16 protein-coding genes, 1 tRNA gene and 3 rRNA genes are annotated in these 25,239 nt (G+C 66.7%); 17 read left to right on the top strand and 3 right to left on the bottom strand.

The genetic code is table 11. The features are described from left to right. Positions 1 to 28: 28 nt before the first annotated feature. Genes C7H75_RS02880 through C7H75_RS02890 form a run of 3 tightly spaced genes read left to right on the top strand, consistent with a single transcriptional unit; the run spans position 29 to position 953 of the window. Positions 29 to 232 (top strand): DUF4244 domain-containing protein, encoded by a 204-nt coding sequence (locus C7H75_RS02880; protein ID WP_005515809.1) that lies wholly within the window; start codon positions 29 to 31, stop codon positions 230 to 232. Continuing rightward, positions 229 to 585, top strand: a complete 357-nt coding sequence (locus C7H75_RS02885) for a TadE family type IV pilus minor pilin (protein ID WP_106850916.1) — start codon at positions 229 to 231, stop codon at positions 583 to 585. The genes C7H75_RS02880 and C7H75_RS02885 overlap by 4 nt, the downstream gene beginning before the upstream one ends. Then, positions 582 to 953 carry an Rv3654c family TadE-like protein gene (locus tag C7H75_RS02890; protein ID WP_044990402.1) on the top strand — a complete coding sequence of 124 codons (372 nt, stop codon included), beginning with the start codon at positions 582 to 584 and terminating at the stop codon, positions 951 to 953. Before C7H75_RS02885 ends, C7H75_RS02890 begins: the two co-directional genes overlap by 4 nt. A gap of 5 nt (positions 954 to 958) precedes the next feature. On the opposite strand, the gene C7H75_RS02895 is transcribed toward C7H75_RS02890, so the two are convergent. Further along, complete coding sequence (locus C7H75_RS02895; protein ID WP_106850917.1) at positions 959 to 3,265, bottom strand: DNA 3'-5' helicase SftH; 2,307 nt, start codon at positions 3,263 to 3,265, stop codon at positions 959 to 961. A 436-nt stretch (positions 3,266 to 3,701) separates the two neighbouring features. Here C7H75_RS02895 and C7H75_RS02900 point away from each other — a divergent pair, with 436 nt between their 5' ends. From C7H75_RS02900 to C7H75_RS02960, 13 genes are all read left to right on the top strand, one after another. After that, positions 3,702 to 3,905 (top strand): cold-shock protein, encoded by a 204-nt coding sequence (locus tag C7H75_RS02900; protein WP_005515803.1) that lies wholly within the window; start codon positions 3,702 to 3,704, stop codon positions 3,903 to 3,905. Between the two features lie 190 nt (positions 3,906 to 4,095). Continuing rightward, positions 4,096 to 4,680, top strand: coding sequence for a hypothetical protein (locus C7H75_RS02905; protein ID WP_005515802.1), 585 nt, complete (start codon positions 4,096 to 4,098; stop codon positions 4,678 to 4,680). Positions 4,681 to 4,825: 145 nt separating this feature from the next. Beyond that, a complete protein-coding gene (gene topA, locus C7H75_RS02910) occupies positions 4,826 to 7,714 on the top strand; it encodes a type I DNA topoisomerase (RefSeq protein ID WP_106850918.1) in 2,889 nt (962 codons plus the stop codon). Between the two features lie 44 nt (positions 7,715 to 7,758). Then, on the top strand, positions 7,759 to 8,946 hold the full coding sequence (locus C7H75_RS02915) for a DNA polymerase III subunit delta' (protein ID WP_013414753.1): 1,188 nt from the start codon (positions 7,759 to 7,761) through the stop codon (positions 8,944 to 8,946). Positions 8,947 to 9,008: 62 nt separating this feature from the next. Then, positions 9,009 to 9,081: transfer RNA gene (locus C7H75_RS02920), tRNA-Thr, on the top strand. 326 nt (positions 9,082 to 9,407) lie between these two features. Beyond that, positions 9,408 to 9,605 carry a hypothetical protein gene (locus C7H75_RS02925; RefSeq protein ID WP_005515797.1) on the top strand — a complete coding sequence of 66 codons (198 nt, stop codon included), beginning with the start codon at positions 9,408 to 9,410 and terminating at the stop codon, positions 9,603 to 9,605. 498 nt (positions 9,606 to 10,103) lie between these two features. Then, positions 10,104 to 11,622, top strand: a 16S ribosomal RNA gene (locus C7H75_RS02930). A 334-nt stretch (positions 11,623 to 11,956) separates the two neighbouring features. Then, positions 11,957 to 15,087, top strand: a 23S ribosomal RNA gene (locus C7H75_RS02935). A 133-nt stretch (positions 15,088 to 15,220) separates the two neighbouring features. Next, positions 15,221 to 15,337 (top strand): 5S ribosomal RNA (gene rrf / locus C7H75_RS02940). The 16S, 23S and 5S rRNA genes sit together here, the layout of an rRNA operon. A 287-nt stretch (positions 15,338 to 15,624) precedes the next feature. Beyond that, positions 15,625 to 16,314, top strand: a complete 690-nt coding sequence (locus tag C7H75_RS02945) for a FadR/GntR family transcriptional regulator (protein WP_022593906.1) — start codon at positions 15,625 to 15,627, stop codon at positions 16,312 to 16,314. After that, entirely contained in the window at positions 16,311 to 17,132 is an 822-nt protein-coding gene (locus C7H75_RS02950; protein ID WP_022593908.1) for an ABC transporter ATP-binding protein, read from the top strand. Before C7H75_RS02945 ends, C7H75_RS02950 begins: the two co-directional genes overlap by 4 nt. Before the next feature lie 45 nt (positions 17,133 to 17,177). Next, positions 17,178 to 17,831 carry a GntR family transcriptional regulator gene (locus tag C7H75_RS02955; protein ID WP_022593910.1) on the top strand — a complete coding sequence of 218 codons (654 nt, stop codon included), beginning with the start codon at positions 17,178 to 17,180 and terminating at the stop codon, positions 17,829 to 17,831. Next, positions 17,828 to 19,093, top strand: coding sequence for an MFS transporter (locus tag C7H75_RS02960; protein ID WP_022593912.1), 1,266 nt, complete (start codon positions 17,828 to 17,830; stop codon positions 19,091 to 19,093). Before C7H75_RS02955 ends, C7H75_RS02960 begins: the two co-directional genes overlap by 4 nt. On the opposite strand, the gene C7H75_RS02965 is transcribed toward C7H75_RS02960, so the two are convergent. Both C7H75_RS02965 and C7H75_RS02970 read right to left on the bottom strand, forming a co-directional pair. Continuing rightward, positions 19,079 to 20,395, bottom strand: coding sequence for a M1 family metallopeptidase (locus C7H75_RS02965; protein WP_044990461.1), 1,317 nt, complete (start codon positions 20,393 to 20,395; stop codon positions 19,079 to 19,081). The genes C7H75_RS02960 and C7H75_RS02965 overlap by 15 nt on opposite strands. Continuing rightward, on the bottom strand, positions 20,392 to 24,381 hold the full coding sequence (locus tag C7H75_RS02970) for a Pls/PosA family non-ribosomal peptide synthetase (RefSeq protein ID WP_372489968.1): 3,990 nt from the start codon (positions 24,379 to 24,381) through the stop codon (positions 20,392 to 20,394). Before C7H75_RS02970 ends, C7H75_RS02965 begins: the two co-directional genes overlap by 4 nt. Positions 24,382 to 24,531: 150 nt before the next feature. Here C7H75_RS02970 and C7H75_RS02975 point away from each other — a divergent pair, with 150 nt between their 5' ends. After that, entirely contained in the window at positions 24,532 to 25,239 is a 708-nt protein-coding gene (locus C7H75_RS02975; protein ID WP_084848758.1) for a YciI family protein, read from the top strand.

The following is a 25,239-nucleotide window of genomic DNA, read 5'->3' on the forward strand; positions in this document are numbered from 1 at the left end:
GCGCCGGCATCTATGAAGGGGGAAAGCAATGTGGTCGAGGATGTTTCGAGGGGTTCAGGCCCGGATCATGACGGCTGCGACGGGGGACGACGGCATGTCCACCGCCGAGTACGCCATCGGCACCATCGCGGCCGCGGCGTTCGGCGCGGTGCTGTACACGGTGGTCACCGGCGATTCGATCGTCTCCGCGCTCACCGGGATCATCGACAAGGCACTCGCCACGTCGGTGTGACCGGGCGTCCCGGCCCGCGCGGCGACACCGGTGCGGTCACGGTGGAGGCGGCCATCGCGATCGCTTCCATCGTCACCGTGGTGGTGCTGTGCATCGGGGCGATCGTGGCCGTGTCCACACAGGTGCGATGCATCGACGCAGCCCGGGAAGCCGCCCGCCTCGCCGCACGCGGCGACCGCCCCAACGCGGCCGTCGCGGCGGGTCGGGTGGCCCCGCACGGGGCGGAGATCGAGATCCGGGACGACGGTGCGTTCGTCGTCGCGACGGTTCGGGCGCGGGCGACACTTCTGCCGGTGGTCGAACTGTCCGCGGAGTCAGTGGCGGTGAAGGAACCGGAGCAGGACAGCGGATGAGGAGGAGGATACGAGCACTGGCGCGTGACGAGTCCGGCGGTGCGACAGTGCTCGCCTGTTTCACGCTGGCCGCGCTCGTCGTGGTCACGGCTGCCCTCGTGCACGTGGGCGGGGTGGTCGTCAGCAGGCACCGGGCGCAGTCCGCGGCCGACCTCGCGGCGCTCGCCGCCGCCTACGCGCTCGACGGTGGAGGTGAATCAGCCTGCGCTGCCGCGTCGTCGATCGCGGATCGGATGCGGGTCGAACTCGCGGATTGTTCGGTCGACGGCTGGCAGGTCGTGGTGGCGACGACAGTGTCGGCTGCGGGTTCGGGTGTGCTGCCGATCGGTCCGGCCCGTGCCGTCGCTCGGGCCGGACCCCTCGAATGATGCCGTCACACCGCGGGATCCGACGGGGTCACGGCGCCGAGGATCGCGGTCAGCACCCGCACGGCGCCGTCCTTGTCGAGCGGATGGTTGCCGTTGCCGCACTTGGGGGAGTGCACGCACGACGGGCACCCGGCCACGCACTCGCACGCGTCGATCGCCTCCCGGGTCGCGCCGAGCCAGCGGACGAGTTCGTCGTGGCCGCGGTCGGCGAAGCCGGCGCCGCCCGGGTGGCCGTCGTAGACGAACACGGTGGGGAGACCGGTGTCCGGGTGCAGCGCGGTCGACACGCCGCCGATGTCGCCGCGGTCGCACGTCGCCACCAGCGGAAGCAGGCCGATGGCGGCGTGTTCGGCGGCGTGCAGCGCACCAGGGACCCGGTCCGCTCCGATGCCGTGTTCCTCGAGCAGTTCCGGCGTGACCGTGTACATCACCGCGCGGGTGTGCAGCGTCTGCGCGGGCATGTCGAGTTCCACCGAGTCGAGTACTTCGCCCGACGACAACCGGCGCAGGTATCCCACCACCTGATGGGTCACCTCCACCTGCACCAGCGCGACGCCGACCTCGCCGTACCGCTTGTGTTCGGCGACGTCGGCGATCGCGATGTCGGTGACCTCCCGGGCCGAGGTGGTCCAGTCCGGTTCCTCCGGGTGGACCAGCGCGAGACCCTCGTCGAGGTCGAGGTGGTCGACGACGAACGACTCACCCTGATGGATGTGCACCGCGCCCGGGTGGGCGGTGGCCGGGGCCCGCCCGGCGTCGACGGTCCCGAGGAGCCGGCCGGACTCGCTGTCGACGATCGCGATCTGGGCGCCGATGCCGCCCCGGATGTCGAGCGCACTGTGCGGATCGGATTCGGCCGTGACGAACCATCCGTGTGCACGACGTCGGATCAGGCCCTGCGCCGCGAGTTCGGTCAGGACTTCGGTGGCGCCGAAGTCCGCCACCTCGGCGTCGGACAGCGGCAGCTCCAGTGCCGCGCACAGCAACTGAGGTCCGAGCACGTACGGGTTCGTGGGGTCGGTGACGGTCGCCTCGACCGGGCGGTCGAGCAGCGCGGACGGGTGATGCACGAGATAGGTGTCGAGTGGGTCGTCGCGCGCGACGAGCACCACGAGGGAGCCTTGACCGCGGCGTCCGGAGCGCCCGGCCTGCTGCCAGAACGATGCGACGGTTCCCGGGAACCCGGCCACCACCACTGCGTCGAGCCCGGCGATGTCCACCCCCAGCTCCAGGGCGTTGGTCGTTGCGACGCCGAGAAGCCGGCCGTCCGCGAGGGCGGACTCGAGGTCGCGGCGATCCTCGGCGAGATATCCGGCACGGTAAGCGGCGACACGATCGGCGAGGTCGGGGTCCACGTCGGCGAGGGCCCGCCGCGCGCCGATCGCGGTCAGTTCGGCGCCGCGCCTGGACCGGACGAACGTCAACGTCCTGGCGCCCTCGACCAGCAGGTCCGCCATGATGCGCGACGCTTCGGACCCGGCCGCCCGCCGCACCGGGGCGCCGTTCTCGCCGGTGACCGACGCCAGTAGCGGGGGCTCCCACAGCGCGATCGTGCGGGGGCCGTGTGGTGATCCGTCCTCGGTGACCTGCGCGCACGGCGCTCCGATCAGCCGCGACGCGGCCGCTCCGGGGTCGGCGGTGGTGGCGCTGGCCAGGACGAATGTCGGATGGGCTCCGTACCGGGCCGCGATGCGGCGGAGTCGGCGCAGGACCAGCGCGACGTTCGATCCGAAGACGCCGCGGTACGAGTGGCACTCGTCGACCACGACGTAGCGGAGGTTGCGCAGCAGGTGCGACCACCGTTGGTGCGATCGCAGGATCCCGAGGTGCAGCATGTCGGGGTTGGTGAAGATCCAGCGCGAGTTCGCGCGCGCCCACTGCCGAAGTTCGATGGAGGTGTCGCCGTCGAACAGGCAGGGATGGATCGACCGCAGATCCGGCTCGGACTCGGTGAGTGCCGCCGTGGCGCGCAGTTGATCGGCGCCGAGCGCCTTGGTCGGTGACAGATACAGAGCGGTGCCGCGGGATTCGCCGGCGAGTGCAGTCAGGACGGGAAGCTGGTACGCCAGCGACTTGCCCGACGCCGTCCCGGTCGCAACCACCACGTGCTCACCGGCGGCCGCGATGGAAGCGGCCTCGGCCTGGTGGCTCCACGGCTGAGGGATGCCGGCTGTGCGAAGGGCCCGGACCACGGCCGGGTCCGCCCATTCCGGCCATTCCGAGTAACTGGACACGCGGGGCGGTAGATCCGCGGTGAAGGTCAGGGGGTGCTCGCCCGGAGGAGTGCCCGCCAGAATCCGGTCCAGAAGCATCCGGCCGAATGAGTCGTCGCCGTTTCCGTCGGGTCGACCGGGATGGGGCGGGGGATTCACGGGGGCCTCTCCGGAAACTCGTCGGTGTTGCGTTCTGGGTGACTGCTACGCGTCGGACCTGGGCTTTTCATCCTATCGACGGCCTGTCGGAATTATCCGCGTGGGGTGTACCGGAGAGTAGCCGGAGTGGCACTGCGTGCAAGATCAACTATTTGCAGTTTTTGTTCGTCTTTCGACTGTTGCGCGCGGGTCGGACGTGGTTGACTATGACCTGGTCGCAGCTTCTGTGTTCGTTTACACGCCCGCAGGATCGATGTTGCGAGCGCGGTGCTTGTGCGTTCCTGAGGGGGAATCGAGAAAGTACAGCGGTCGGAACCGGCCCGGTGGACCGGAAGTGCTGTCCATCGAATCCGGTGTAAGAAAGAGAAGGAAAAGCATGGCACAGGGCACTGTGAAGTGGTTCAACGCGGAAAAGGGCTTCGGCTTCATCGCTCCCGAGGACGGCTCCGCTGACGTCTTCGTCCACTACTCCGAGATTCAGGGCAGCGGCTTCCGCACCCTGGAAGAGAACCAGCGCGTCGAGTTCGAGGTCGGCCAGGGCACCAAGGGCCCGCAGGCCACCGGCGTTCGCGCCATCTGATTCGTTCACCAGCTGAACGTCAGAACTGAACGACAGGCAGAGCCGGCCGTCACGACCGGTGCCTGACGTCGTCCCCCACTGCCGACTCGGCAGTGGGGGACGACTGCGTTGAGGGGTGATCCCGCCGGGCTCCGCGGTGCAGATGCACGAAGAGCGCGAACAACGCGAATCCGTGGCCTAGTGTCCACTTGTGGCCCAGCTGTCGTTCTTCTCCGCCGAGTCGATGCCCCCCGCGGTGACCGACCTCGGCGGGCTGCTCGCGGCGCAGGGGCAGGTGGCCGTCTCGAAGGACGGCGCTCGGGTGTCCGTCGTCGTCGACAGTCTGTGGCGGGCCGAAGCGATCGCCACGTTGATGGCCGAGGCGGATCTCGAGCCGGAGATCGGTACTTCGGAGGAAGGACGGCCGCTCGTTCGGACGGCCTCGGTTCCGCATCTGATCGATCTCGCCGCTCGATGGACGCGGGGGGCGGTCAAGTCCGTGCCCCCGGGTTGGATTCCGGGCGCGCGTGAACAACGGGCGTGGGTCCTGGCCGCCGGACGCGTCGAGGCCGACGGCCAGCGCTATCTTCTCGGCCTGGACCCGCATGCGCCGGACACCCACGTCGTCCTGGCCCAGTCGCTCATGCGGGCCGGCGTCGCACCGACAATTGTCGGAATCAGGGGGTCCACTCCTGGATTGCGCATTTCCGGGAGAAGGCGCCTGATGCACCTCGCGGAGAATATCGGCGAAGCCCCCGACGATCCGGACGCTCGCCGCAACTGGCCGCACATTTGAGCGAACGGACCGGGACGGATCTACGTGATCGGCTTACCGGTGTGACACCCTGTTACTGACCGGACCCGGTATAACGGGGTCGAAGGCGAGATTCGCATCAGGTGCACACGGTGGCACTGATCGAGCAGGAAGGTGCGGACAACAGGTGGCATCACGGGAGAAGAGCACGGCGGACGGAGCGTCCGGCACGCGCCGCCTCGTCATCGTCGAGTCACCGACGAAGGCCAAGAAGATCGCGCCCTACCTCGGGAAGAATTACGTGGTGGAGGCGTCGGTCGGCCACATTCGCGACCTCCCGCGAGGCGCTGCGGACGTGCCCGCGAAGTACAAGGGTGAGCCGTGGGCGCGCCTCGGTGTGAACGTCGACCACGACTTCGAGCCGCTGTACGTCGTCAGCCCGGAGAAGAAGTCGAAGGTCACCGAGCTCAAGAGCCTGCTCAAGGATGCCGACGAGCTGTACCTCGCCACCGACCCCGACCGTGAGGGCGAGGCCATCGCCTGGCATCTCCTCGAGACGCTCAAGCCCAAGATCCCGGTCCGCCGAATGGTGTTCCACGAGATCACCGAGCCGGCCATCCGCGCCGCCGCCGAGGACACCCGCGACCTCGACAACGACCTGGTCGACGCACAGGAGACCCGACGCATCCTCGACCGTCTCTACGGCTATGAGGTCAGCCCGGTGCTGTGGAAGAAGGTCATGCCGAAGCTGTCGGCGGGCCGCGTGCAGTCCGTCGCGACGCGCGTCATCGTGCAGCGCGAGCGCGAGCGCATGGCGTTCCGCTCCGCGGAGTACTGGGACATCTCGGCGACGCTCGACGCCGGTGCCGACGCCAGCCCCCGCGCTTTCGGTGCGCGCCTCGTCTCGGTCGACGGCTCCCGCGTCGCCGCAGGACGGGACTTCGGGCCCGACGGCAAGCTCAAGTCCACCGGCGTGACGGTGATCGACGAGGCGTACGCCCGTCGGCTCGCGGAGGCCCTCGAAGGCGTCGACCTGGTCGTCTCCTCGGCCGAGGACAAGCCGTACACGCGCAAGCCGTACGCGCCGTTCATGACGTCGACGCTGCAGCAGGAGGCTGCGCGCAAGCTGCGCTTCTCGTCGGAGCGCACCATGCGGGTAGCGCAGCGTCTGTACGAGAACGGCTACATCACCTACATGCGAACCGACTCGACCACGCTGTCGCAGTCGGCGATCTCCGCGGCGCGGGCCCAGGCCACCGAGCTGTACGGCGCCGAGTACGTACACGCCACTCCGCGCCAGTACACCCGCAAGGTGAAGAACGCGCAGGAGGCACACGAGGCGATCCGTCCGGCCGGTGACGTCTTCCAGACGCCGGGTCAGCTGCACTCTCGTCTCGAGAACGACGAGTACCGCCTGTACGAGCTGATCTGGCAGCGCACCGTCGCCTCCCAGATGGCCGATGCCCGCGGCACCACCCTGACGCTGCGGATCACCGGCACCGCCGGCACCGGCGAGGAGTGCACGTTCTCGGCGTCCGGCCGCACCATCACGTTCCCGGGCTTCCTGAAGGCGTACGTGGAGAGTGTCGACGAGGAGGCCGGCGGCCAGTCCGACGACGCCGAGTCGCGCCTTCCGGTCCTGACGCAGGGCCAGGAGGTGACCGCTACCAAGCTCGACCCGGACGGTCACTCCACCAATCCGCCGGCGCGCTACACCGAGGCGAGCCTCATCAAGGCTCTCGAAGAGCTCGGCATCGGTCGTCCGTCGACGTACTCCTCGATCATCAAGACCATCCTCGACCGCGGTTACGTCTACAAGCGCGGCAGCGCGCTCGTTCCGTCGTGGGTCGCGTTCGCGGTGATCGGGCTGCTCGAGACGCACTTCGGCCGGCTCGTCGACTTCGACTTCACCGCGGCGATGGAGGACGACCTCGACGAGATCGCCGGCGGCCGCGAACAGCGCGGCAACTGGCTGTCGAGCTTCTACTTCGGTGACGCGGCGGCCGCGGACGACTCGATCGCGCGGGCCGGTGGCCTCAAGAAGATGGTCGGTCAGAATCTCGAGGACATCGACGCCCGCGAGATCAACTCGATCCGCCTGTTCGACGATGCCGAGGGCCGCGAGGTCCATGTGCGGGTCGGACGCTTCGGTCCCTACCTCGAGCGGATGGTCCAGAACCCGGACGATCCGGACGGCGACCCGGTCTCGCAGCGTGCGAACCTGCCCGACGACCTGCCGCCGGACGAACTCACTCCCGAGTACGCCGAGAAGCTGTTCTCGACGCCGCAGGAGGGACGGAAGCTGGGCGTCGACCCGCTGACCGGCCACGAGATCGTCGCGAAGGAAGGCCGCTTCGGCCCGTACGTCACCGAGATCCTCCCCGCGCCGGCACCCGAACCGGAGCCGGACATCGTGCCCGTCGAGGCGGCGGCCGACGGCACCACCAAGACGAAGGCCGTCAAGAAGGCGCCGGCGAAGAAGGCCGCGAAGAAGGTGGCCGGCCCCAAGCCGCGCACCGGATCGCTGCTCAAGTCGATGGACCTGGCCACCGTCACGCTCGAGGATGCCCTCAAACTGCTGTCGCTGCCGCGCGTGGTGGGTGTCGACCCCGAATCGAAGGAAGAGATCACCGCGCAGAACGGCCGTTACGGGCCGTATCTGAAGAAGGGCACCGATTCCCGTTCTCTGGAGAACGAGGATCAGATGTTCACGGTGACGCTCGAGGAGGCACTGAAGATCTACGCCGAGCCGAAGCGGCGCGGGCGTCAGGCTTCGGCGGCTGCTCCGCTGCGGGAACTCGGCAACGACGCGGCCACCGGCAAGCCGATGGTCATCAAGGACGGCCGCTTCGGCCCGTACGTCACCGACGGCGAGACCAACGCCAGCCTGCGCAAGGGCGACGAGGTCGAGTCGATAACCGACGAACGCGCGTCCGAACTTCTCGCCGATCGTCGCGCTCGCGGCCCGGTCAAGAAGAAGGCCGCCGCGAAGAAGGCACCGGCCAAGAAGGCGGCGGCGAAGAAGACTGCAGCCAAGAAGGCGCCGGCCAAGAAGGCCGCGGCGAAGAAGTCGTGACCAGCCGCGCCGTCGCCGTCGGCAGGGACAGTTAGGCTCGGCGCGTGGCGGGTGTTTTCGATCGACTGGTCGGCCAGGAGCACGTCGAGGCAGAGTTGACGGCTGCTGCGACGGCGGCGCGCGGCGGCGACGCCGGTTCGCGGATGACGCACTCGTGGCTGTTCACCGGTCCGCCCGGGTCGGGCCGGTCGGTTGCCGCGGTGTGCTTCGCCGCGGCACTGCAGTGCACGTCCGACGGAGTCCCGGGCTGCGGCGAATGTCAGGCCTGCACGACGACGATGGCCGGCACGCACGGCGACGTCCGTCGGGTCGTGCCCGAGGGGCTGAGTATCAGCGTCAGCGAGATGCGCGGCATCGTGCAGACCGCCTCGCGTCGACCCAGCACGGGCCGCTGGCAGGTCGTCGTCGTCGAGGACGCCGACCGTCTCACCGAGGGCGCGGCGAACGCGCTGCTCAAGGTCGTCGAAGAACCGCCGGAGCGGACGGTGTTCCTGCTGTGTGCGCCGTCGGTGGACCCGCAGGACATCTCGGTGACGCTCCGTTCCCGGTGCCGGCACATTCCCTTGGTGACGCCGAGTGTGGACGCGATCGCGCAGGTGCTGCGGGAGCGGGATCACCTCGACGCCGAGACCTCGGACTGGGCGGCCTCCATCTGTGGCGGGCATGTCGGGCGGGCCCGGCGCCTCGCGCGGGACGAGGACGCGCGCAGCCGACGCAAGCGTGCCCTGGCTCTGGCGGGCGCGGCGCTTCGGCCGGGCACCGCCTACGCCGCCGCCGAGGAGTTGGTGCAGTCAGCGGAACTCGAGGCCCGAGAACTGACCGCCGAACGCGACGAGCGGGAGACCGAGGAGATGCGGACCGCGCTCGGCGCGGGCGGCACCGGCAAGGGCGCCGCCGGAGCCCTGCGGGGCTCGGCCGGCGTGCTCAAGGAACTCGAACGTCGTCAGAAGTCTCGCGCCACCCGAACCGGGCGCGACTCACTCGATCGCGCGCTCATGGATCTCGCCGGTCTGTACCGCGACGCATTGGCCTACTCGTTCGGGTCGTCCGCCACTCCCAATCATCCCGACATGGCGGAACAGGCGGCGGACCTCGCGGGTCGCACGTCGCGAGAGGGCCTGTTGCGGTGCATCGAGGCGATCCTGGACTGCCGGGAGGCACTCGATCAGAACGTCAAACCCAAGTTCGCCGCCGACGCACTCGTCGCCCGCCTGGGCGCCGAGTTCAGGTAGAACGAGCCCGATTTGCATTTGGGCCGGGGGGACGGGATAGACTCGCGTGCGCCGAAAGGCACGCTGCCTTAGCTCAGTCGGTAGAGCATTTCACTCGTAATGAAAAGGTCGCGAGTTCGATTCTCGCAGGCAGCTCCGAGAGGGCCCCTCACCACCAGGTGAGGGGCCCTTCTGGTTTCGGCGACTCGGTGGCCGATCCGGCGCGGTCGCCGAAACCTCGCGGTACGGCCCCGCGGGGAGGACGATGAACCGTGGGACGGGCGGTCCCGCCGGCACTCCATGGGAGAAGGTGACTCATCGTGTGGATGGAGATCTTCTGGCTCATCCTCATGGTCGGCGCCCTGGTCATGTTGATACCGATCGCACGACAGGTGTTCCGTCGATCCGACGACGACCGGGATCACCACGATTCGTGACGGCAGGTCTCGACAGGGCTGCGAGCGAGGCGGCATGCTCGGGAGGTGAGTGATTCGCTGAAGACCCGCGTTCGCGAGAAACTCCTGCGCCAACTCTCCGAGAACGGGGGTCACCCGGTGGAGGAGGTGGAGAGCGACGATCCGCGTCTTGTCGCGATCGACTCCGACCTGGCCGCTCTCGACGAGGTCGCCGAGGACGATCCCCTCGTGGAGGAGTTGGCCACCAAGTACTGGGTTCCCTGACCCAGCCGGTCCGGACGGCCACGCGGCGTACATGACCGTGCTTTCGACGGCCTGATCAGGCGATTTGGCAATCGCCGAACGGTTCGCGTAACTTATTCCAGGTCAGAGCGACACGGACACCGACCCGGCCGCGACCTTCACTGGTCAGCGAGGGAAAACGAGGTTGTACGGGGAGCGCCTGGCGGTTGCCGATACTCCTTCCGGTCGCCGATTTGCGTCGGTGTCGGGTGCGGGTTAGGCTGGAACGGTTGCCCCGGAACGAGAAACTGTGTGTTTCGAGTGATGGTGTGTGCGTGTTCTTTGAGAACTCAACAGTGTGTCGATGAATGTCAGTGCCAATTTTTGGTACTCCATCACTTTTTGTGGTGGGTATTTGCTGATTGTCTCATTCTTCCGTCTGGGATGGTCAGCGCAAACAGCTAGTTTGAGTTTATTTTGCTAGTGATTTGACTCGATGTCTATGACTGATTGCCGGTTTTGCCGGCCAATCTTGAGTCTTCAACGGAGAGTTTGATCCTGGCTCAGGACGAACGCTGGCGGCGTGCTTAACACATGCAAGTCGAACGGTAAGGCCCCTTCGGGGGTACACGAGTGGCGAACGGGTGAGTAACACGTGGGTGATCTGCCCTGCACTCTGGGATAAGCCTGGGAAACTGGGTCTAATACCGGATATGAGCTCCTGTCGCATGGCGGGGGTTGGAAAGGTTTACTGGTGCAGGATGGGCCCGCGGCCTATCAGCTTGTTGGTGGGGTAATGGCCTACCAAGGCGACGACGGGTAGCCGGCCTGAGAGGGCGACCGGCCACACTGGGACTGAGACACGGCCCAGACTCCTACGGGAGGCAGCAGTGGGGAATATTGCACAATGGGCGAAAGCCTGATGCAGCGACGCCGCGTGAGGGATGACGGCCTTCGGGTTGTAAACCTCTTTCAGCAGGGACGAAGCGAGAGTGACGGTACCTGCAGAAGAAGCACCGGCCAACTACGTGCCAGCAGCCGCGGTAATACGTAGGGTGCGAGCGTTGTCCGGAATTACTGGGCGTAAAGAGCTCGTAGGCGGTTTGTCGCGTCGTCCGTGAAAACTTGGGGCTCAACCCCAAGCTTGCGGGCGATACGGGCAGACTTGAGTACTGCAGGGGAGACTGGAATTCCTGGTGTAGCGGTGAAATGCGCAGATATCAGGAGGAACACCGGTGGCGAAGGCGGGTCTCTGGGCAGTAACTGACGCTGAGGAGCGAAAGCGTGGGTAGCGAACAGGATTAGATACCCTGGTAGTCCACGCCGTAAACGGTGGGCGCTAGGTGTGGGTTTCCTTCCACGGGATCCGTGCCGTAGCTAACGCATTAAGCGCCCCGCCTGGGGAGTACGGCCGCAAGGCTAAAACTCAAAGGAATTGACGGGGGCCCGCACAAGCGGCGGAGCATGTGGATTAATTCGATGCAACGCGAAGAACCTTACCTGGGTTTGACATATACCGGAAAGCCGTAGAGATACGGCCCCCCTTGTGGTCGGTATACAGGTGGTGCATGGCTGTCGTCAGCTCGTGTCGTGAGATGTTGGGTTAAGTCCCGCAACGAGCGCAACCCTTGTCCTGTGTTGCCAGCGCGTAATGGCGGGGACTCGCAGGAGACTGCCGGGGTCAACTCGGAGGAAGGTGGGGACGACGTCAAGTCATCATGCCCCTTATGTCCAGGGCTTCACACATGCTACAATGGCCGGTACAGAGGGCTGCGATACCGTGAGGTGGAGCGAATCCCTTAAAGCCGGTCTCAGTTCGGATCGGGGTCTGCAACTCGACCCCGTGAAGTCGGAGTCGCTAGTAATCGCAGATCAGCAACGCTGCGGTGAATACGTTCCCGGGCCTTGTACACACCGCCCGTCACGTCATGAAAGTCGGTAACACCCGAAGCCGGTGGCCTAACCCTTGTGGAGGGAGCCGTCGAAGGTGGGATCGGCGATTGGGACGAAGTCGTAACAAGGTAGCCGTACCGGAAGGTGCGGCTGGATCACCTCCTTTCTAAGGAGCGTTCTCCAGTGGAGGGGGCAACAGAGGTTGTCTTCTTGCTGGCAGAGGCCGTTTAGTCCCCAATCGTGGGACTGCGGTTGCTCATGGGTGGAACACTGACTACCTCGTCTGCGTATCGGATGGTCACATGGCCGCCGGCAGGCGATATATCGGCATACTGTTGGGTCCTGAGAGAACACGTGAGTGATCTTTCAAGGAAGAAACGACGAGCGGGAAACGCAGGTCATACCGCAGCGGGAACTTCGGTTCTGGTTGGTCCGGTGTCTGCACGGGTTTTCTGTTTGTGTGTTGTTTGAGAACTGCACAGTGGACGCGAGCATCTTTGTTGTAAGTGTTTAAGAGCGTACGGTGGATGCCTTGGCACCAGGAGCCGATGAAGGACGTAGGAGGCTGCGATAAGCCTCGGGGAGCTGTCAACCGAGCTGAGATCCGAGGATGTCCGAATGGGGAAACCCAGCCACAGTGATGTGTGGTTACCCGCGCCTGAATATATAGGGCGTGTGGAGGGAACGTGGGGAAGTGAAACATCTCAGTACCCACAGGAAGAGAAAACAACATGTGATTCCGTGAGTAGTGGCGAGCGAAAGCGGAAGAGGCTAAACCATGGGTGTGTGATAGCCGGCGGGCGTTGCATTCGTGGGGTTGTGGGATCCGTCTTGTCAATTCTGCCGGATTGGCCGACAGTGAGAAATCATCGTGTTAGTCGAAGTGGTCTGGAACGGCCTGTCGTAGAGGGTGAGAGTCCCGTAGACGAAAACATGGTGACTGTCGTGACGGACACCCGAGTAGCAGCGGGCCCGTGAAATCTGCTGTGAATCTGTCGGGACCACCCGATAAGCCTGAATACTCCCTGGTGACCGATAGCGGACTAGTACCGTGAGGGAAAGGTGAAAAGTACCCCGGGAGGGGAGTGAAATAGTACCTGAAACCGTGCGCTTACAATCCGTCAGAGCCTGCGCCACTTCGGTGGGTGGGTGATGGCGTGCCTTTTGAAGAATGAGCCTGCGAGTTAGCGGCATGTCGCGAGGTTAACCCGTGTGGGGTAGCCGTAGCGAAAGCGAGTCCGAATAGGGCGTTTGTAGTGGCATGTTCTAGACCCGAAGCGGAGTGATCTACCCATGGCCAGGGTGAAGCGACGGTAAGACGTCGTGGAGGCCCGAACCCACTTAGGTTGAAAACTGAGGGGATGAGCTGTGGGTAGGGGTGAAAGGCCAATCAAACTCCGTGATAGCTGGTTCTCCCCGAAATGCATTTAGGTGCAGCGTCGCGTGTTTCACTCTGGAGGTAGAGCTACTGGATGGCCGATGGGCCCCACAAGGTTACTGACGTCAGCCAAACTCCGAATGCCAGAGTGTGAGAGCGCGGCAGTGAGACTGCGGGGGATAAGCTTCGTAGTCGAGAGGGAAACAGCCCAGATCGCCGGCTAAGGCCCCTAAGCGTGTACTAAGTGGAAAAGGATGTGGGGTCGCGAAGACAACCAGGAGGTTGGCTTAGAAGCAGCCACCCTTGAAAGAGTGCGTAATAGCTCACTGGTCAAGTGATCCTGCGCCGACAATGTAGCGGGGCTCAAGTACACCGCCGAAGCCGCGGCATTCACATAACACCCATGCGGGTCTACGGGCCTGTGTGCAGTGGTGTGGATGGGTAGGGGAGCGTCGTGCAGCCATGGAAGCGCCGGAGTGATCCAGGTGTGGAGGCTGCACGAGTGAGAATGCAGGCATGAGTAGCGAAAGACGAGTGAGAAACTCGTCCGCCGAATGACCAAGGGTTCCTGGGCCAGGTTAATCCGCCCAGGGTGAGTCGGGACCTAAGGCGAGGCCGACAGGCGTAGTCGATGGACAACGGGTTGATATTCCCGTACCCGTGTGAACGCGCCCCTGGTGAATCAGTGATGCTAAGCGCCCTGAAGCCGCCTTCGAACCTTCGGGTTCTCCGGTGTGTGGATGCGCGTGAACCGATCTGGTAGTAGCCAAGCGATGGGGTGACGCAGGAAGGTAGCTGAGCCAGTCAGTGGTAATACTGGTGTAAGCGTGTAGGGCGTGACCTAGGCAAATCCGGGTCACATACAGCCTGAGACGTGATGCGTAGCCGATTGAGGCGAATTCAGTGATCCTATGCTGCCGAGAAAAGCCTCTAGCGAGCTTTCACACGGCCCGTACCCCAAACCGACACAGGTGGTCAGGTAGAGAATACTAAGGCGATCGAGATAACTGTGGTTAAGGAACTCGGCAAAATGCCCCCGTAACTTCGGGAGAAGGGGGGCCTCGTCTGGTGACGGAACTTGCTTCCTGAGCTGGGTGGGGCCGCAGAGACCAGAGAGAAGCGACTGTTTACTAAAAACACAGGTCCGTGCGAAGTCGTAAGACGATGTATACGGACTGACGCCTGCCCGGTGCTGGAAGGTTAAGAGGACCGGTTAGCCAGTAATGGCGAAGCTGAGAATTTAAGCCCCAGTAAACGGCGGTGGTAACTATAACCATCCTAAGGTAGCGAAATTCCTTGTCGGGTAAGTTCCGACCTGCACGAATGGCGTAACGACTTCTCTGCTGTCTCAACCACAGACTCGGCGAAATTGCATTACGAGTAAAGATGCTCGTTACGCGCGGCAGGACGAAAAGACCCCGGGACCTTCACTATAGCTTGGTATTGGTGTTCGGTTCGGTTTGTGTAGGATAGGTGGGAGACTGTGAAGCGGGCACGCCAGTGTTCGTGGAGTCGTTGTTGAAATACCACTCTGATCGTATTGGACATCTAACCTCGGACCATGATCTGGTTCAGGGACAGTGCCTGGTGGGTAGTTTAACTGGGGCGGTTGCCTCCCAAAATGTAACGGAGGCGCCCAAAGGTTCCCTCAGCCTGGTTGGCAATCAGGTGTCGAGTGCAAGTGCACAAGGGAGCTTGACTGTGAGACTGACAGGTCGAGCAGGGACGAAAGTCGGGACTAGTGATCCGGCACCGGCAAGTGGAAGCGGTGTCGCTCAACGGATAAAAGGTACCCCGGGGATAACAGGCTGATCTTCCCCAAGAGTCCATATCGACGGGATGGTTTGGCACCTCGATGTCGGCTCGTCGCATCCTGGGGCTGGAGTAGGTCCCAAGGGTTGGGCTGTTCGCCCATTAAAGCGGCACGCGAGCTGGGTTTAGAACGTCGTGAGACAGTTCGGTCTCTATCCGCCGCGCGCGTTAGAAACTTGAGGAAGGCTGTCCCTAGTACGAGAGGACCGGGACGGACGAACCTCTGGTGTGCCAGTTGTTCCGCCAGGAGCACTGCTGGTTAGCTACGTTCGGAAGGGATAACCGCTGAAAGCATCTAAGCGGGAAGCCTGTTCCAAGATGAGGTTTCTCACCCCCTCGAGGGGGTAAGGCCCCCGGCAGACCACCGGGTTGATAGGCCAGAACTGGAAGCACAGTAATGTGTGGAGGTGACTGGTACTAATAGGCCGAGGACTTACCACAAAGAAGCTACGCGTCCACTGTGCGGTATCTGAAACAACACACAGATACCATTCACCCCCACCATCTTTCGGGTCTTCGGACCCCGGGGATGGGTTCGGGTAGGGGTGTTGAATGTGTGACAGTTTCATAGAGTTACGGCGGCCATAGCGGAGGGGAAACGCCCGGTCCCATTCCGAACCCGGAAGCTAAGCCCTCCAGCGCCGATGGTACTGCACTCGACAGGGTGTGGGAGAGTAGGACACCGCCGAACACCCGTTAACCGGAAGGCCCCCACCAGCATTGGTGGGGGCCTTCCGGCATTTCAGCACCTCTTTCACCGATCCACGCGCGATACCGCCGGCACGCACGAGTGCAGGATTCGAAGACGCCAGAAATCCAGGAAGCCCGCCACGACAGCGTCGGGCGCGGCCCTCGCCGTCGACGGTCAGTGCTTCTCGTTGATCTGGAACGGAGCCCGTCGGCCCTGCTCTCTGCCGAGGGCGACCAAATGAGATCAGACGTCTGAGGTCTGTAGACTCCCTGTGGGAGGTGACGGTGATGGCCGGACAGATGCTGCGAAACGGGCCGTTGGTGCCGCAGCTCGAGCAGGTTCTGCGCGGGCGGATCGACTCCGGTGAATGGCCGGTGGGCCGTAGGCTGCCCAGCGAGGCGGAGTTGGCCGCGGAACTCGGGGTGGGGCGTTCGTCGGTTCGGGAGGCGGTGCGTCTGCTGGCGCGGGACGGGTGGCTCGACGTCCGGCACGGCGTCGGAACATTCGTCGCAGAGCCGCCTGCCGCGGCGGCACTCGAGCAGCTGCTGCGCCGTTCCCGGGTTCTCGAGGTGCTGGAGGTCCGTCGTGCCCTCGAAGTCGAGGCGGCGCGGCTGGCCGCCGAGCGCGGCCACTCTGAGGCTCTGGCCGACCTCCGCCGGCAGGTCGAGGAACGGCACGCGAGCCGGTCCGCGAGTGCCTCCGAGTTCGTGTCGGCGGATCTCGACTTCCATAGATCCGTCGTCGTGCTCGCCGGCAATTCGGTACTCACGGCATTGTTCGACTCGGTTCGGCCTGTTCTCCACGCCGCTCTGGTCGACATGGTGGAGAACGAACCGGCGCTGCCGGACACCGGCGGCGCCCACGACCGCCTCGTCGCCGCGCTGGAGCTCGGGGACGGTGCGGCCGCGGTCGACGCGACGACAGCAAACCTCGACCCTATGATCGCGAGCCTGCGTGACGGAAGGAACGGCCAGTGAGTACCGGTACGGATGACAAGGTGGTGCTGAGCACCGAGGGCGTCGATCTGATCCGCGACGGGCGAAAGATCCTCAGCAGCATCGACGTCCGCATCGAGCAGGGGCAGCACTGGGTGCTCCTGGGCGCCAACGGAGCCGGCAAGAGCACGCTGCTGAGTCTGCTCGGTGCCGTCACGCATCCCACCCATGGAACGGTCCACGTGCTGGGGCATCGGCTCGGCCGGGTGGACATGCGTGAGCTGCGATCGCACATCGGGCACGTCAATCCGCGGCACGCGATCGAGCGTCCGCTGACGGTGCACGACGTCGTGCTCACCGGACTGACGAACACTCCCGAGTTCGCGCAGCGGTGGCAGCCGACCGACGCGGACCGGGCGCGGGCCGCGGAACTGATCGCGATGATGGGAATGACGTCGCGTATCGAGGCACGCTGGCCCGTTCTGTCTCAGGGCGAACGCGGCCGGGCGTTGATCGCGCGGGCGCTGATGCCCGATCCGCCGGTGCTGCTCCTCGACGAGCCGGCCACCGGCCTCGACCTCGCGGCCCGCGAGCAACTTCTCACCGCGCTCGACGAGATGCGGGCGCAGCACCCGTTGATGGCGAGCATTCTCGTCACGCACCACATCGAGGAGATCCCGACCACGACCACGCACGCTGTGCTGATTCGGGAAGGTCGCATCACCGCGCAGGGGGATGCGGAGTCGGTGATCACCACCGCGCGCATCAGTGAGTGCTTCGACCACCCCATCAAGATCGTGCGCCACGGCGGCCGGTATTCCGCGCAGTCCCGCACGGCCGTCCCGCCGTCCGCGGACTGACCCCGCCCGCAGGCAGATCTTTCGCAAGGCGTATAAATACATCTTGTGTCTAAGTTGTACTCAGCAGCCGAGTCGGCCTACCGCGAGGTCAAGGAACTGATCCTGTCCGGCGCACTGCCGGGCGGCGAGCTGATCAGCGAGGGCGAGATCGCGTCGCGCATGGGATCGAGCCGAACGCCGGTGCGAGAAGCTTTCCTGCGACTCGAGGCCGAAGGTTGGATGCGCTTGTACCCGAAGCGTGGTGCGTTGATCGTTCCGATCGCCGACGGTGAGGCCGAGCACGTCGTCGATGCCCGCCTGCTCGTCGAGGTGCATGCGGTGGAGGCCGTCGCGTCGAACCCGCGGGCGCGGGATGCGCTGGTCGCGGCACTACGGGAGAACCTGGTGCGCCAGCGCGAGCTGGTGTCGACAGGCGGCGACGCGCCGCAGTTCAGTGCGCTCGACGCGGACTTCCATCGGACGCTTGTGCGTGCGGGAGGAAACCCGTTGCTCGAGACTTTCTACGACGGCCTGCGGGAGCGTCAGCGCCGGATGACGGCGTCGTCGCTCGCTCGGGACCCGGAACAGATCACCAAGATCGTCGAGGACCACTCCCGGCTGACGGACCTGATCGCGGCCGGCGACGCGGCCGGCTTCGCGGCCGCGGTCCGCCGCCACATGCGAGAGGTCCACGCGCTCGGAGAGGGGAGCCGGCGATGACAGCCGTCAGGGAAGACGCAGTCGTCGACCCGCGCTCCGCCGCCCGCCTGCGGCACTGGACGCTGGTCGCGGCGGGGATGTTCGCGGTCGCGTGGGGCGGCAACGAGTTCACGCCCCTGCTGGTGATGTACAAACTGGACCACGGCTTCACCCAGGTGGTGGTCGACACCTTCCTGTTCGCGTACGTGCTCGGCATCGTGCCGGCGCTGCTGATCGGCGGTCCGCTGTCGGACCGGTTGGGGCGGCGTCCGCTGATGATTCCCGCGCCGTTCATCGCGGTCGCCGGTTCACTGGTGCTGGCGACGGGGCCGGACTCGGCGGCGTGGCTGATCGTCGGACGCGTGTTGTCGGGTGTCGCGCTGGGGCTGGGGATGGCCGTCGGCGGGAGCTGGCTCAAGGAACTGTCCACACCGGATCGCGATCCGGCTGCCCGGCCGGGGGCCGGTGCCCGCCGTGCCGCGATGAGCCTGACGGCCGGTTTCGGCATCGGTGCAGGTGTGGCCGGTATCCTGGCGCAGTGGGCGCCGTGGCCCAGTGCGCTTGCGTACCTGGTTCATTCGGCGCTGTCACTGGCGGCGGGCCTCGCGCTGCTGCGGGCGCCGGAGACCCGGCCCGCAGTACCGAAGGCCGAGCGTCGTTCGCTGGCGCGGGATCTGAAGATTCCCGCCGTGGGGCACCGGCGCTTCCTGTACGTCGTCGCGCCGGTCGCGCCGTGGGTGTTCGGGGCGGCCGCATCCGCGTACGCCGTGATGCCGGCGCTCATGACCGGCCGCAGCGGCAGTGCCCCCGTGGCGTTCTCGGCGTTGCTGTGCATGATCGGGCTCGGATCCGGCTTCGCGATCCAGGCCGTCGGCCGCAGGATCGACACCCCGTCGAACGCCCGTGCCGTCGCGGTCGCTCTCGCGGTGCTCGTGCTGGGAATGTCGGTGGCGGCCGTCGCATCGAACGTGCTGACTGTGCCCATGTCGATGATCGCGGCCGCGATCCTGGGCTGCGGTTACGGACTGGCGCTGGTGTCGGGTCTGCAGGAGATCCAGCGGATCGCCGGCCCGGACGATCTGGCCGGACTCACCGCCGTGTTCTACTCGCTGAGCTACCTCGGCTTCGCGGTGCCGGCCGTGATGGCGATGATCGCCGAATCCACCACCTCGCTGACCTATCCGATGATGTTCGTGTTCGGTGCTGTGGTCGCCGCAGCCAGCCTGGTGCTGGTCCTCGTCAAGTGGCGCCGGCACCTGCCCGAGGTGTCAGAGCGCGGGTAGCGGTTTCGCCCCGAGCCAGCTGTCCCACAGCGCCCGCAGCGGCCTGTCGGTGAAATGCGCTGCCAGATCGGTGAACTGCTCGGTGGACACCGTCGCGTGCCGATACTTCGCGGTCCACTGCTGCAACAGGCCGAAGAATGCGTCGTCCCCGAGGTGCTGCCGCAGCGCGTGCAGTGTGAGGGCGCCGCGCTTGTAGATGCGGTCGTCGAACATCAGTTCCGGTCCGGGGTCGCCGAGCAGGATGTCCTGCGGCTTGCCGGCCAGACCTCGATGCGCCTGCGCGGCGTGGGTGTGGGCGTCGGGCCCGCCGGAGTTCTCCGACCACAACCATTCGGCGTAGCAGGCGAAACCCTCGTGCAGCCAGATGTCCTTCCACTGCCCGAGCGTGAGGCTGTTGCCGAACCACTGGTGCGCGAGTTCGTGGGCGACCAGACGTTCCGAGCCCCGTCGGCCGTCGCAGTGGTTGGCGCCGAAGATCGACAGGCCCTGCGCCTCGATCGGGATCTCCAGGTCGTCGCCGGTGACGACTACGGAGTAGTCCTCGAACGGGTAAGGGCCGAAGAGCTTCTCGAAGACCTCCATCATCTGCGGCTGCCGGCCGAAGTCGTGGTCGAACCGGTCACGCAGATCGGGGGGATGCACGGCGTGGATCGGGACCCGGCCGTGGCCGACGCGTCGGCGCTCGTACGGGCCGATCTGCAGCGTCGCCAGGTACGTCGACATCGGCTCGGTCTGTTCGTACACCCACGTGGTGTGGCTGGCCTTGGTCTGCTTGCGGACGAGTTTGCCGTTGGCGAGGGCGTGATACGGCGAATCGGTGGTGATCGAGATGCGGTAGCTGGCTTTGCAACTCGGGTGGTCGTCGCACGGAAACCAGGACGGCGCGCCGTTGGGCTGGCTCGCCACGAGTGCGCCCTCGGTGAGTTCCTCCCAGCCGACGTCGCCCCACTCGGTCACGATCGGTTGCGGGTTGCCCGAGTACTGCACGGAGATCGTGAGCACGCCGCCGGCCGGGATCTTCTGCGCCGGCGCGATCGTGAGCTTCCCGTCGCGGTGGGTGTACTTCGCGACGCGGCGTCCGTTCACCGACAGCTTGGCCACCTGCATCGTCGGCGCGAGGTCCAGCGAGACGCGGGGGCGCACGTCGGTGGTGGTCGCGGTGATCGTGGCCTTGCCGGACAGTCGGTTGCTGTGCACCTTGTAGGTGAGTTCGAGGTCGTACCGGGACACCCGGTAGCCGCGGTTGCCGTTCCGCGGCAGGTAGGGGTCGAGCGGCCCCTCGGACGTCTTGCCGGGCTTCACCTTGCGGCTCCGTCGGCCGCCGAATCGTTCCACGGCATCGAGTCGTTCCACGGCGCAATCGGATTACCCTGCCATCGGGTGGACGCCGGGACGACGTCGCCGCGCATGACGAGCGACGCGGGGCCCACGGTGGCGCCGTCGCCGAGTCCGGCGGCAGGCAGCGCGACGCAGTGCGGGCCGAGGGTGGCGCCCGCGCCCAACGTGACGGTGTCCATGGACATGATCCGATCATGGAACAGGTGCGTCTGCACGACGCACCCTCGTTCGACGGTGGCGCCGTCACCGAGCGTCACCAGGTCGGCCTCGGGCAGCCAGTACGTCTCGCACCACACGCCGCGGCCGATGGTCGCGCCGAGACCGCGTAGCCACACGTTCATGACGGCCGTGCCGTTCGCGGCGCGCGCGAACCACGGGGCGGCGACGGTCTCGACGAACGCGTCGGACACCTCGTTGCGCCATACGAAAGAACTCCACAGCGGATGCTCGACGGCGCCGATCCGGCCGACGACGAGCCACTTCGCGGCCACCGACACCGCGCCCGCCACGGCGCCCGCGAGCATCAGGACCACGCCGCCGCACACAGCGGCGAGCGGGAAACCGCCCACCGAGACCAGCCACGCCAGCGTGAACAGGACCCCGAGGCCGATCCCGAACGTCACCATCACCGGGATCAGTCGGCACGTCTCGACGAACGCGCGGGCGACCTTCAGCCGCAGCGGCGGCTCGAAGGTGCGGGACGCGTCGGACTCGGTGGCGGCCCTGCGCAACCGGACCGGCGGGCTGCCCAGCCACGACGACCCCGACTTGGCCTTGCTCGGAGCGGCCGACAGCACCGCGACGAGCCCGTTCTTGGGGACCCGTCGGCCGGGACCGGCCATGCCGGAGTTGCCCAGGAACGCACGCTTGCCGACCTTGGCGGGTTCGATGCGCATCCAGCCGCCGCCGAGTTCGTAGCTCGCCACCATGGTGTCGTCGGCGAGGAACGCGCCGTCCGCGACGGTGGTGAACTTGGGTAGCACGAGAGCCGTGGAGATCTCGGTGTCGCGGCCCACCTTGGCGCCCAGCAGTCGCAACCACAGCGGCGTCAGCAGACTCGCGTACAGCGGGAACAGGAACGTCCGCGCCGAATCCATGAGGCGCTCGGTGGCCCACGCCTGCCAGCCCACGCGGCTGCGGACCGGGTGGTAGCCCTCGGTCAACCCGATCGACAGCAGGCGCACGGCGATCACCGTCAGTGCCGCGAAGACGAACAGGCTCGCCAGTGTCGCCACCGGCAGGATCACCAGCGCGCGCCGGAAGGCGTCGCCGAGATCGGCGGCGCCGCGGACCCGCAGGCCGACGAGGAGCAGGCCGGCGGCCAGACCGAAGATCGGCATGCCCGCCAGGACGACGGAGGTGACACCGAAGATCGGTACCCAGTGCGCGGCGCGGCGCGGCGGGTGATCCGGCCACGGGTGCGTGGCCTTGCCGACCTTGACGGCGGGCGATCCGGCCCAGTGCTGGCCCGCCTTGACCTTCCCGAACACCGCGGAGCCCGGTGCGACCTCCGCTCCCCGGCCGATCCGCGCGCCCGGCAGCAGTGTCGACCGAGCGCCGACGGCGGCACCGGCGCCGATCCGGATCTCGCCGATGTGTACGACGTCGCCGTCGATCCAGTGCCCCGACAGGTCCACCTCGGGCTCCACCGAGCACCCGTCGCCGAGCACGAGCATGCCGGTGACCGGCGGCAGAGTGTGCAGGTCGACGCCGCGGCCCACCCTCGCGCCGAGGGCGCGGGCGAAGTACAGCATCCACGGCGCGCCGGACAGATTGTCGGCGCCGCTGGCCTCCACGAGTCGCAGCGCGATCCACAGGCGCAGGTGTTCGGGGCCGCCGCGCCGGTACGTGCCCGGTTCCAGGCCGCGCAGCAACAGCCGGGCCCCGGCGACCGCGATGGTCATCCGGCCGAACGGGGTGATGAAGAGGACGAACGCCAGCGCCACCCACCACCAGGACAGCGTCGGCGCCCAGTCGACGTCGAACCACGCCAGCACGTTTCCGGTGATCGCCAGCCAGGTCACCCACTGCAGTCCCGTGAGCGTCATGAGCGGCACCGTGACCGCGATCTGGGCGGCCTGGGCACGGCGGGACATCGGGGTGACGTGCCGGGGCGCGGTACTCGCGGCGGGGGAGAGTTCGTCGAGGAAGGCGGCGAGGGAGCCCAGCCGCGGATGGTCGTACAACTGCGCGACGGTCACCTCGGGGAAGCGCTCGCGCAGCGCCGTCACCAGTTGGGCCGCGGAAAGCGATCCGCCGCCGAGCTCGAAGAAGTCGTCACCGGGTCCGGTGATGCTCGCGCCGAGGATCGACGCCCACAGACCCGCGACCCAGGCCGCGGTGCCGTCGAGGCCCAGTGCTTCGCCCGGATCCTCCGCCGCGCCGGGCAGCGGCCACGGCAACGCGTTGCGGTCGACCTTGCCGGACGTGCGGGTGGGGAGTTCGTCGACCAGCGCGAGTCTGGGGACCAGGGCGGCCGGTAGCTGCTCGGCCAGCTGGTCGCGAGCCGCCTTCAGGTCGAAGTCGGGGTCGGTGCTGGCGAGGTAGCCGACGAGGACCGATGTCCCGGCCGCCGTCTTGCGGACCGCGGCGGCGGCGCCACTGACACCGGGAAGGTGCTGCAGCGCGTTGTCGACCTCGCCGAGTTCGATGCGGCGTCCGCCGAGCTTGACCTGGTCGTCGGCGCGGCCCTGGAACAGCAGACCGGCGGTGTCGAGGCGGACCAGGTCGCCGCTGCGGTACGCGCGGTCCCAGCCGAGCGTCGGCATCGGGGCGTACTTCTCGGCGTCCTTCGCCGGATCGAGATACCGGGCCAGCCCGACGCCGCCGATGACGAGCTCGCCGACCTCGCCTTCGGCGACCGGTTCACCGGACGCGTCGACCACCGCGAGATCCCAACCGTCGAGCGGCAGGCCGATCCGGACCGGACCGGTGCCGTTCATGCGCGCTCCGCACGCGACGACGGTGGCCTCGGTGGGGCCGTACGTGTTCCACACCTCGCGGCCGGGGATGGCGAGACGTTCGGCGAGCTCCGGCGGGCACGCCTCGCCGCCGAAGATCAACAGCCGCACCGCCTCGAGTGCCTCCGCCGGCCACAGGGCAGCGAGCGTCGGAACGGTGGAGACGACCGTGACGTCGCGGGAGACCAGCCACGGTCCGAGATCCATACCGCTGCGTACCAGCGAGCGTGGTGCGGGCACCAGCGTGGCGCCGTGCCGCCACGCCAGCCACATCTCCTCGCACGACGCGTCGAACGCCACCGACAGCCCCGCCAACACCCGGTCGCGGGGGTTGATCGGATTGCCCTGCAGGAACATTCGTGCTTCCGCGTCGACGAACGCGGCGGCGTTGCGGTGCGTGACCGCGACACCCTTCGGGGTGCCTGTGGAACCCGAGGTGAAGATGATCCAGGCGTCGTCGTCGGGGGTGGGCGGGCGGACCTGCGGCACCTCCGTGCGGCGAGGTGCGGTGCCGGGCCGCACGCCGTCGGCGGTGAGGATCGCCGCCACCCGGGCCTCCCCGAACACCAACTCGGCGCGCTCGTCGGGGTCGTCCGCGTCGACCGGCACGTACGCCGCGCCGGCCGCCAGGACCGACAGGATCGCCACGTACAGATCGCGCGAACCCGACGGCATCCGCACGCCGACCCGGTCGCCCGCGCCCACTCCTGCGTCCGCGAGGCCGCGGGCGCCGGCATCGATCTCTGCGAGCAGCTCGCGATAGGTGAGGGGGGCCGCGCCGTCGTCGATCGCGGTCGCGTCCGGGTGTTGCGCGGCCGTCGCCTCGAGGATGTCGACGAGGGTGCGGGGTGCGGGCGCGAGGCCCGCCCGCAGGAACTCGGCGGGTATCCGGTGCGACAACTGCTGGTCCGACTGGTCTGTTGCTTGCTGGGCAGACAATCCGGGACGTCCCTCTCTGTGCCTGGTCGGGCGGACATCAGGTTCTCTCACGTCCAGGTGTCCGGAGGATGAACACCCGCCCGGCCGGGCGAATCGCTTCTTCCCGGAGATTCTCCCCCGGATGTGTCGAAATCGGCGCGCCCCGCACGTCGTGTTGACGAAAGCGGGGTACTCGGCCCCGCGTCGGAGGGAGATGACGACATGTACTACTTGGCACTGCTCGCCGCCGAGGAGGGCGGACCCGCGTCGGTACCCGGGACCGACGAGTACGCCGCGTCGATGCAGCGGCATCAGGAGTTCTGGACCAGGGCGCAGGAGGCCGTCGCAGGTGGCGGGCTGTATCCGGGTTCGGAGGCCGCGACGATCCGGCACGACGGCGGCGGGAACGCGGTGGTGACGGACGGGCCGTTCGCCGAGGTCACGGAGGTGGTCGGCGGCTACTACGTGTTCGACGCCGCCGACCTGGACGCCGCGCTGAGCATGGTGCGGCAGATTCCCGAGGTCTCGACCGGGCACGTCGAGTTGTGGCCGATGGTGTTCTGGAACTCCCAGGACGAGCCGATGGACACGTGGTGGGCCGCACTGCTGCGCGAACCGTCCGGAGCCGCGAACGAACCCGGATCGGCCGAATGGGAGGCGCGGGTGACCGAGCACAAGCGGTTCGGTGAGATCGCGGGCGCCCGAATCAAGGGATCCGGCGCACTGTTCCCGCCGGCGTCGGCGACGACCGTGCGGCTGCGCGACGGGGAGATGCTGCTGACCGACGGACCGTTCACCGAGGCCGACGAGATCGCGAACGGTATCTACGTGCTGTCCGCTCCCGACCGGGACGCGGCGATCGCGCTCGCCTCGCAGATTCCGGTCGGGTCCAAGGGGTGCGTCGAACTCCGGCAGATCGTTGCCGGCTGA

It is taken from the genome of Rhodococcus (subgen. Prescottella) equi, assembly GCF_003013675.1.
Lineage (GTDB): Bacteria > Actinomycetota > Actinomycetes > Mycobacteriales > Mycobacteriaceae > Prescottella > Prescottella equi.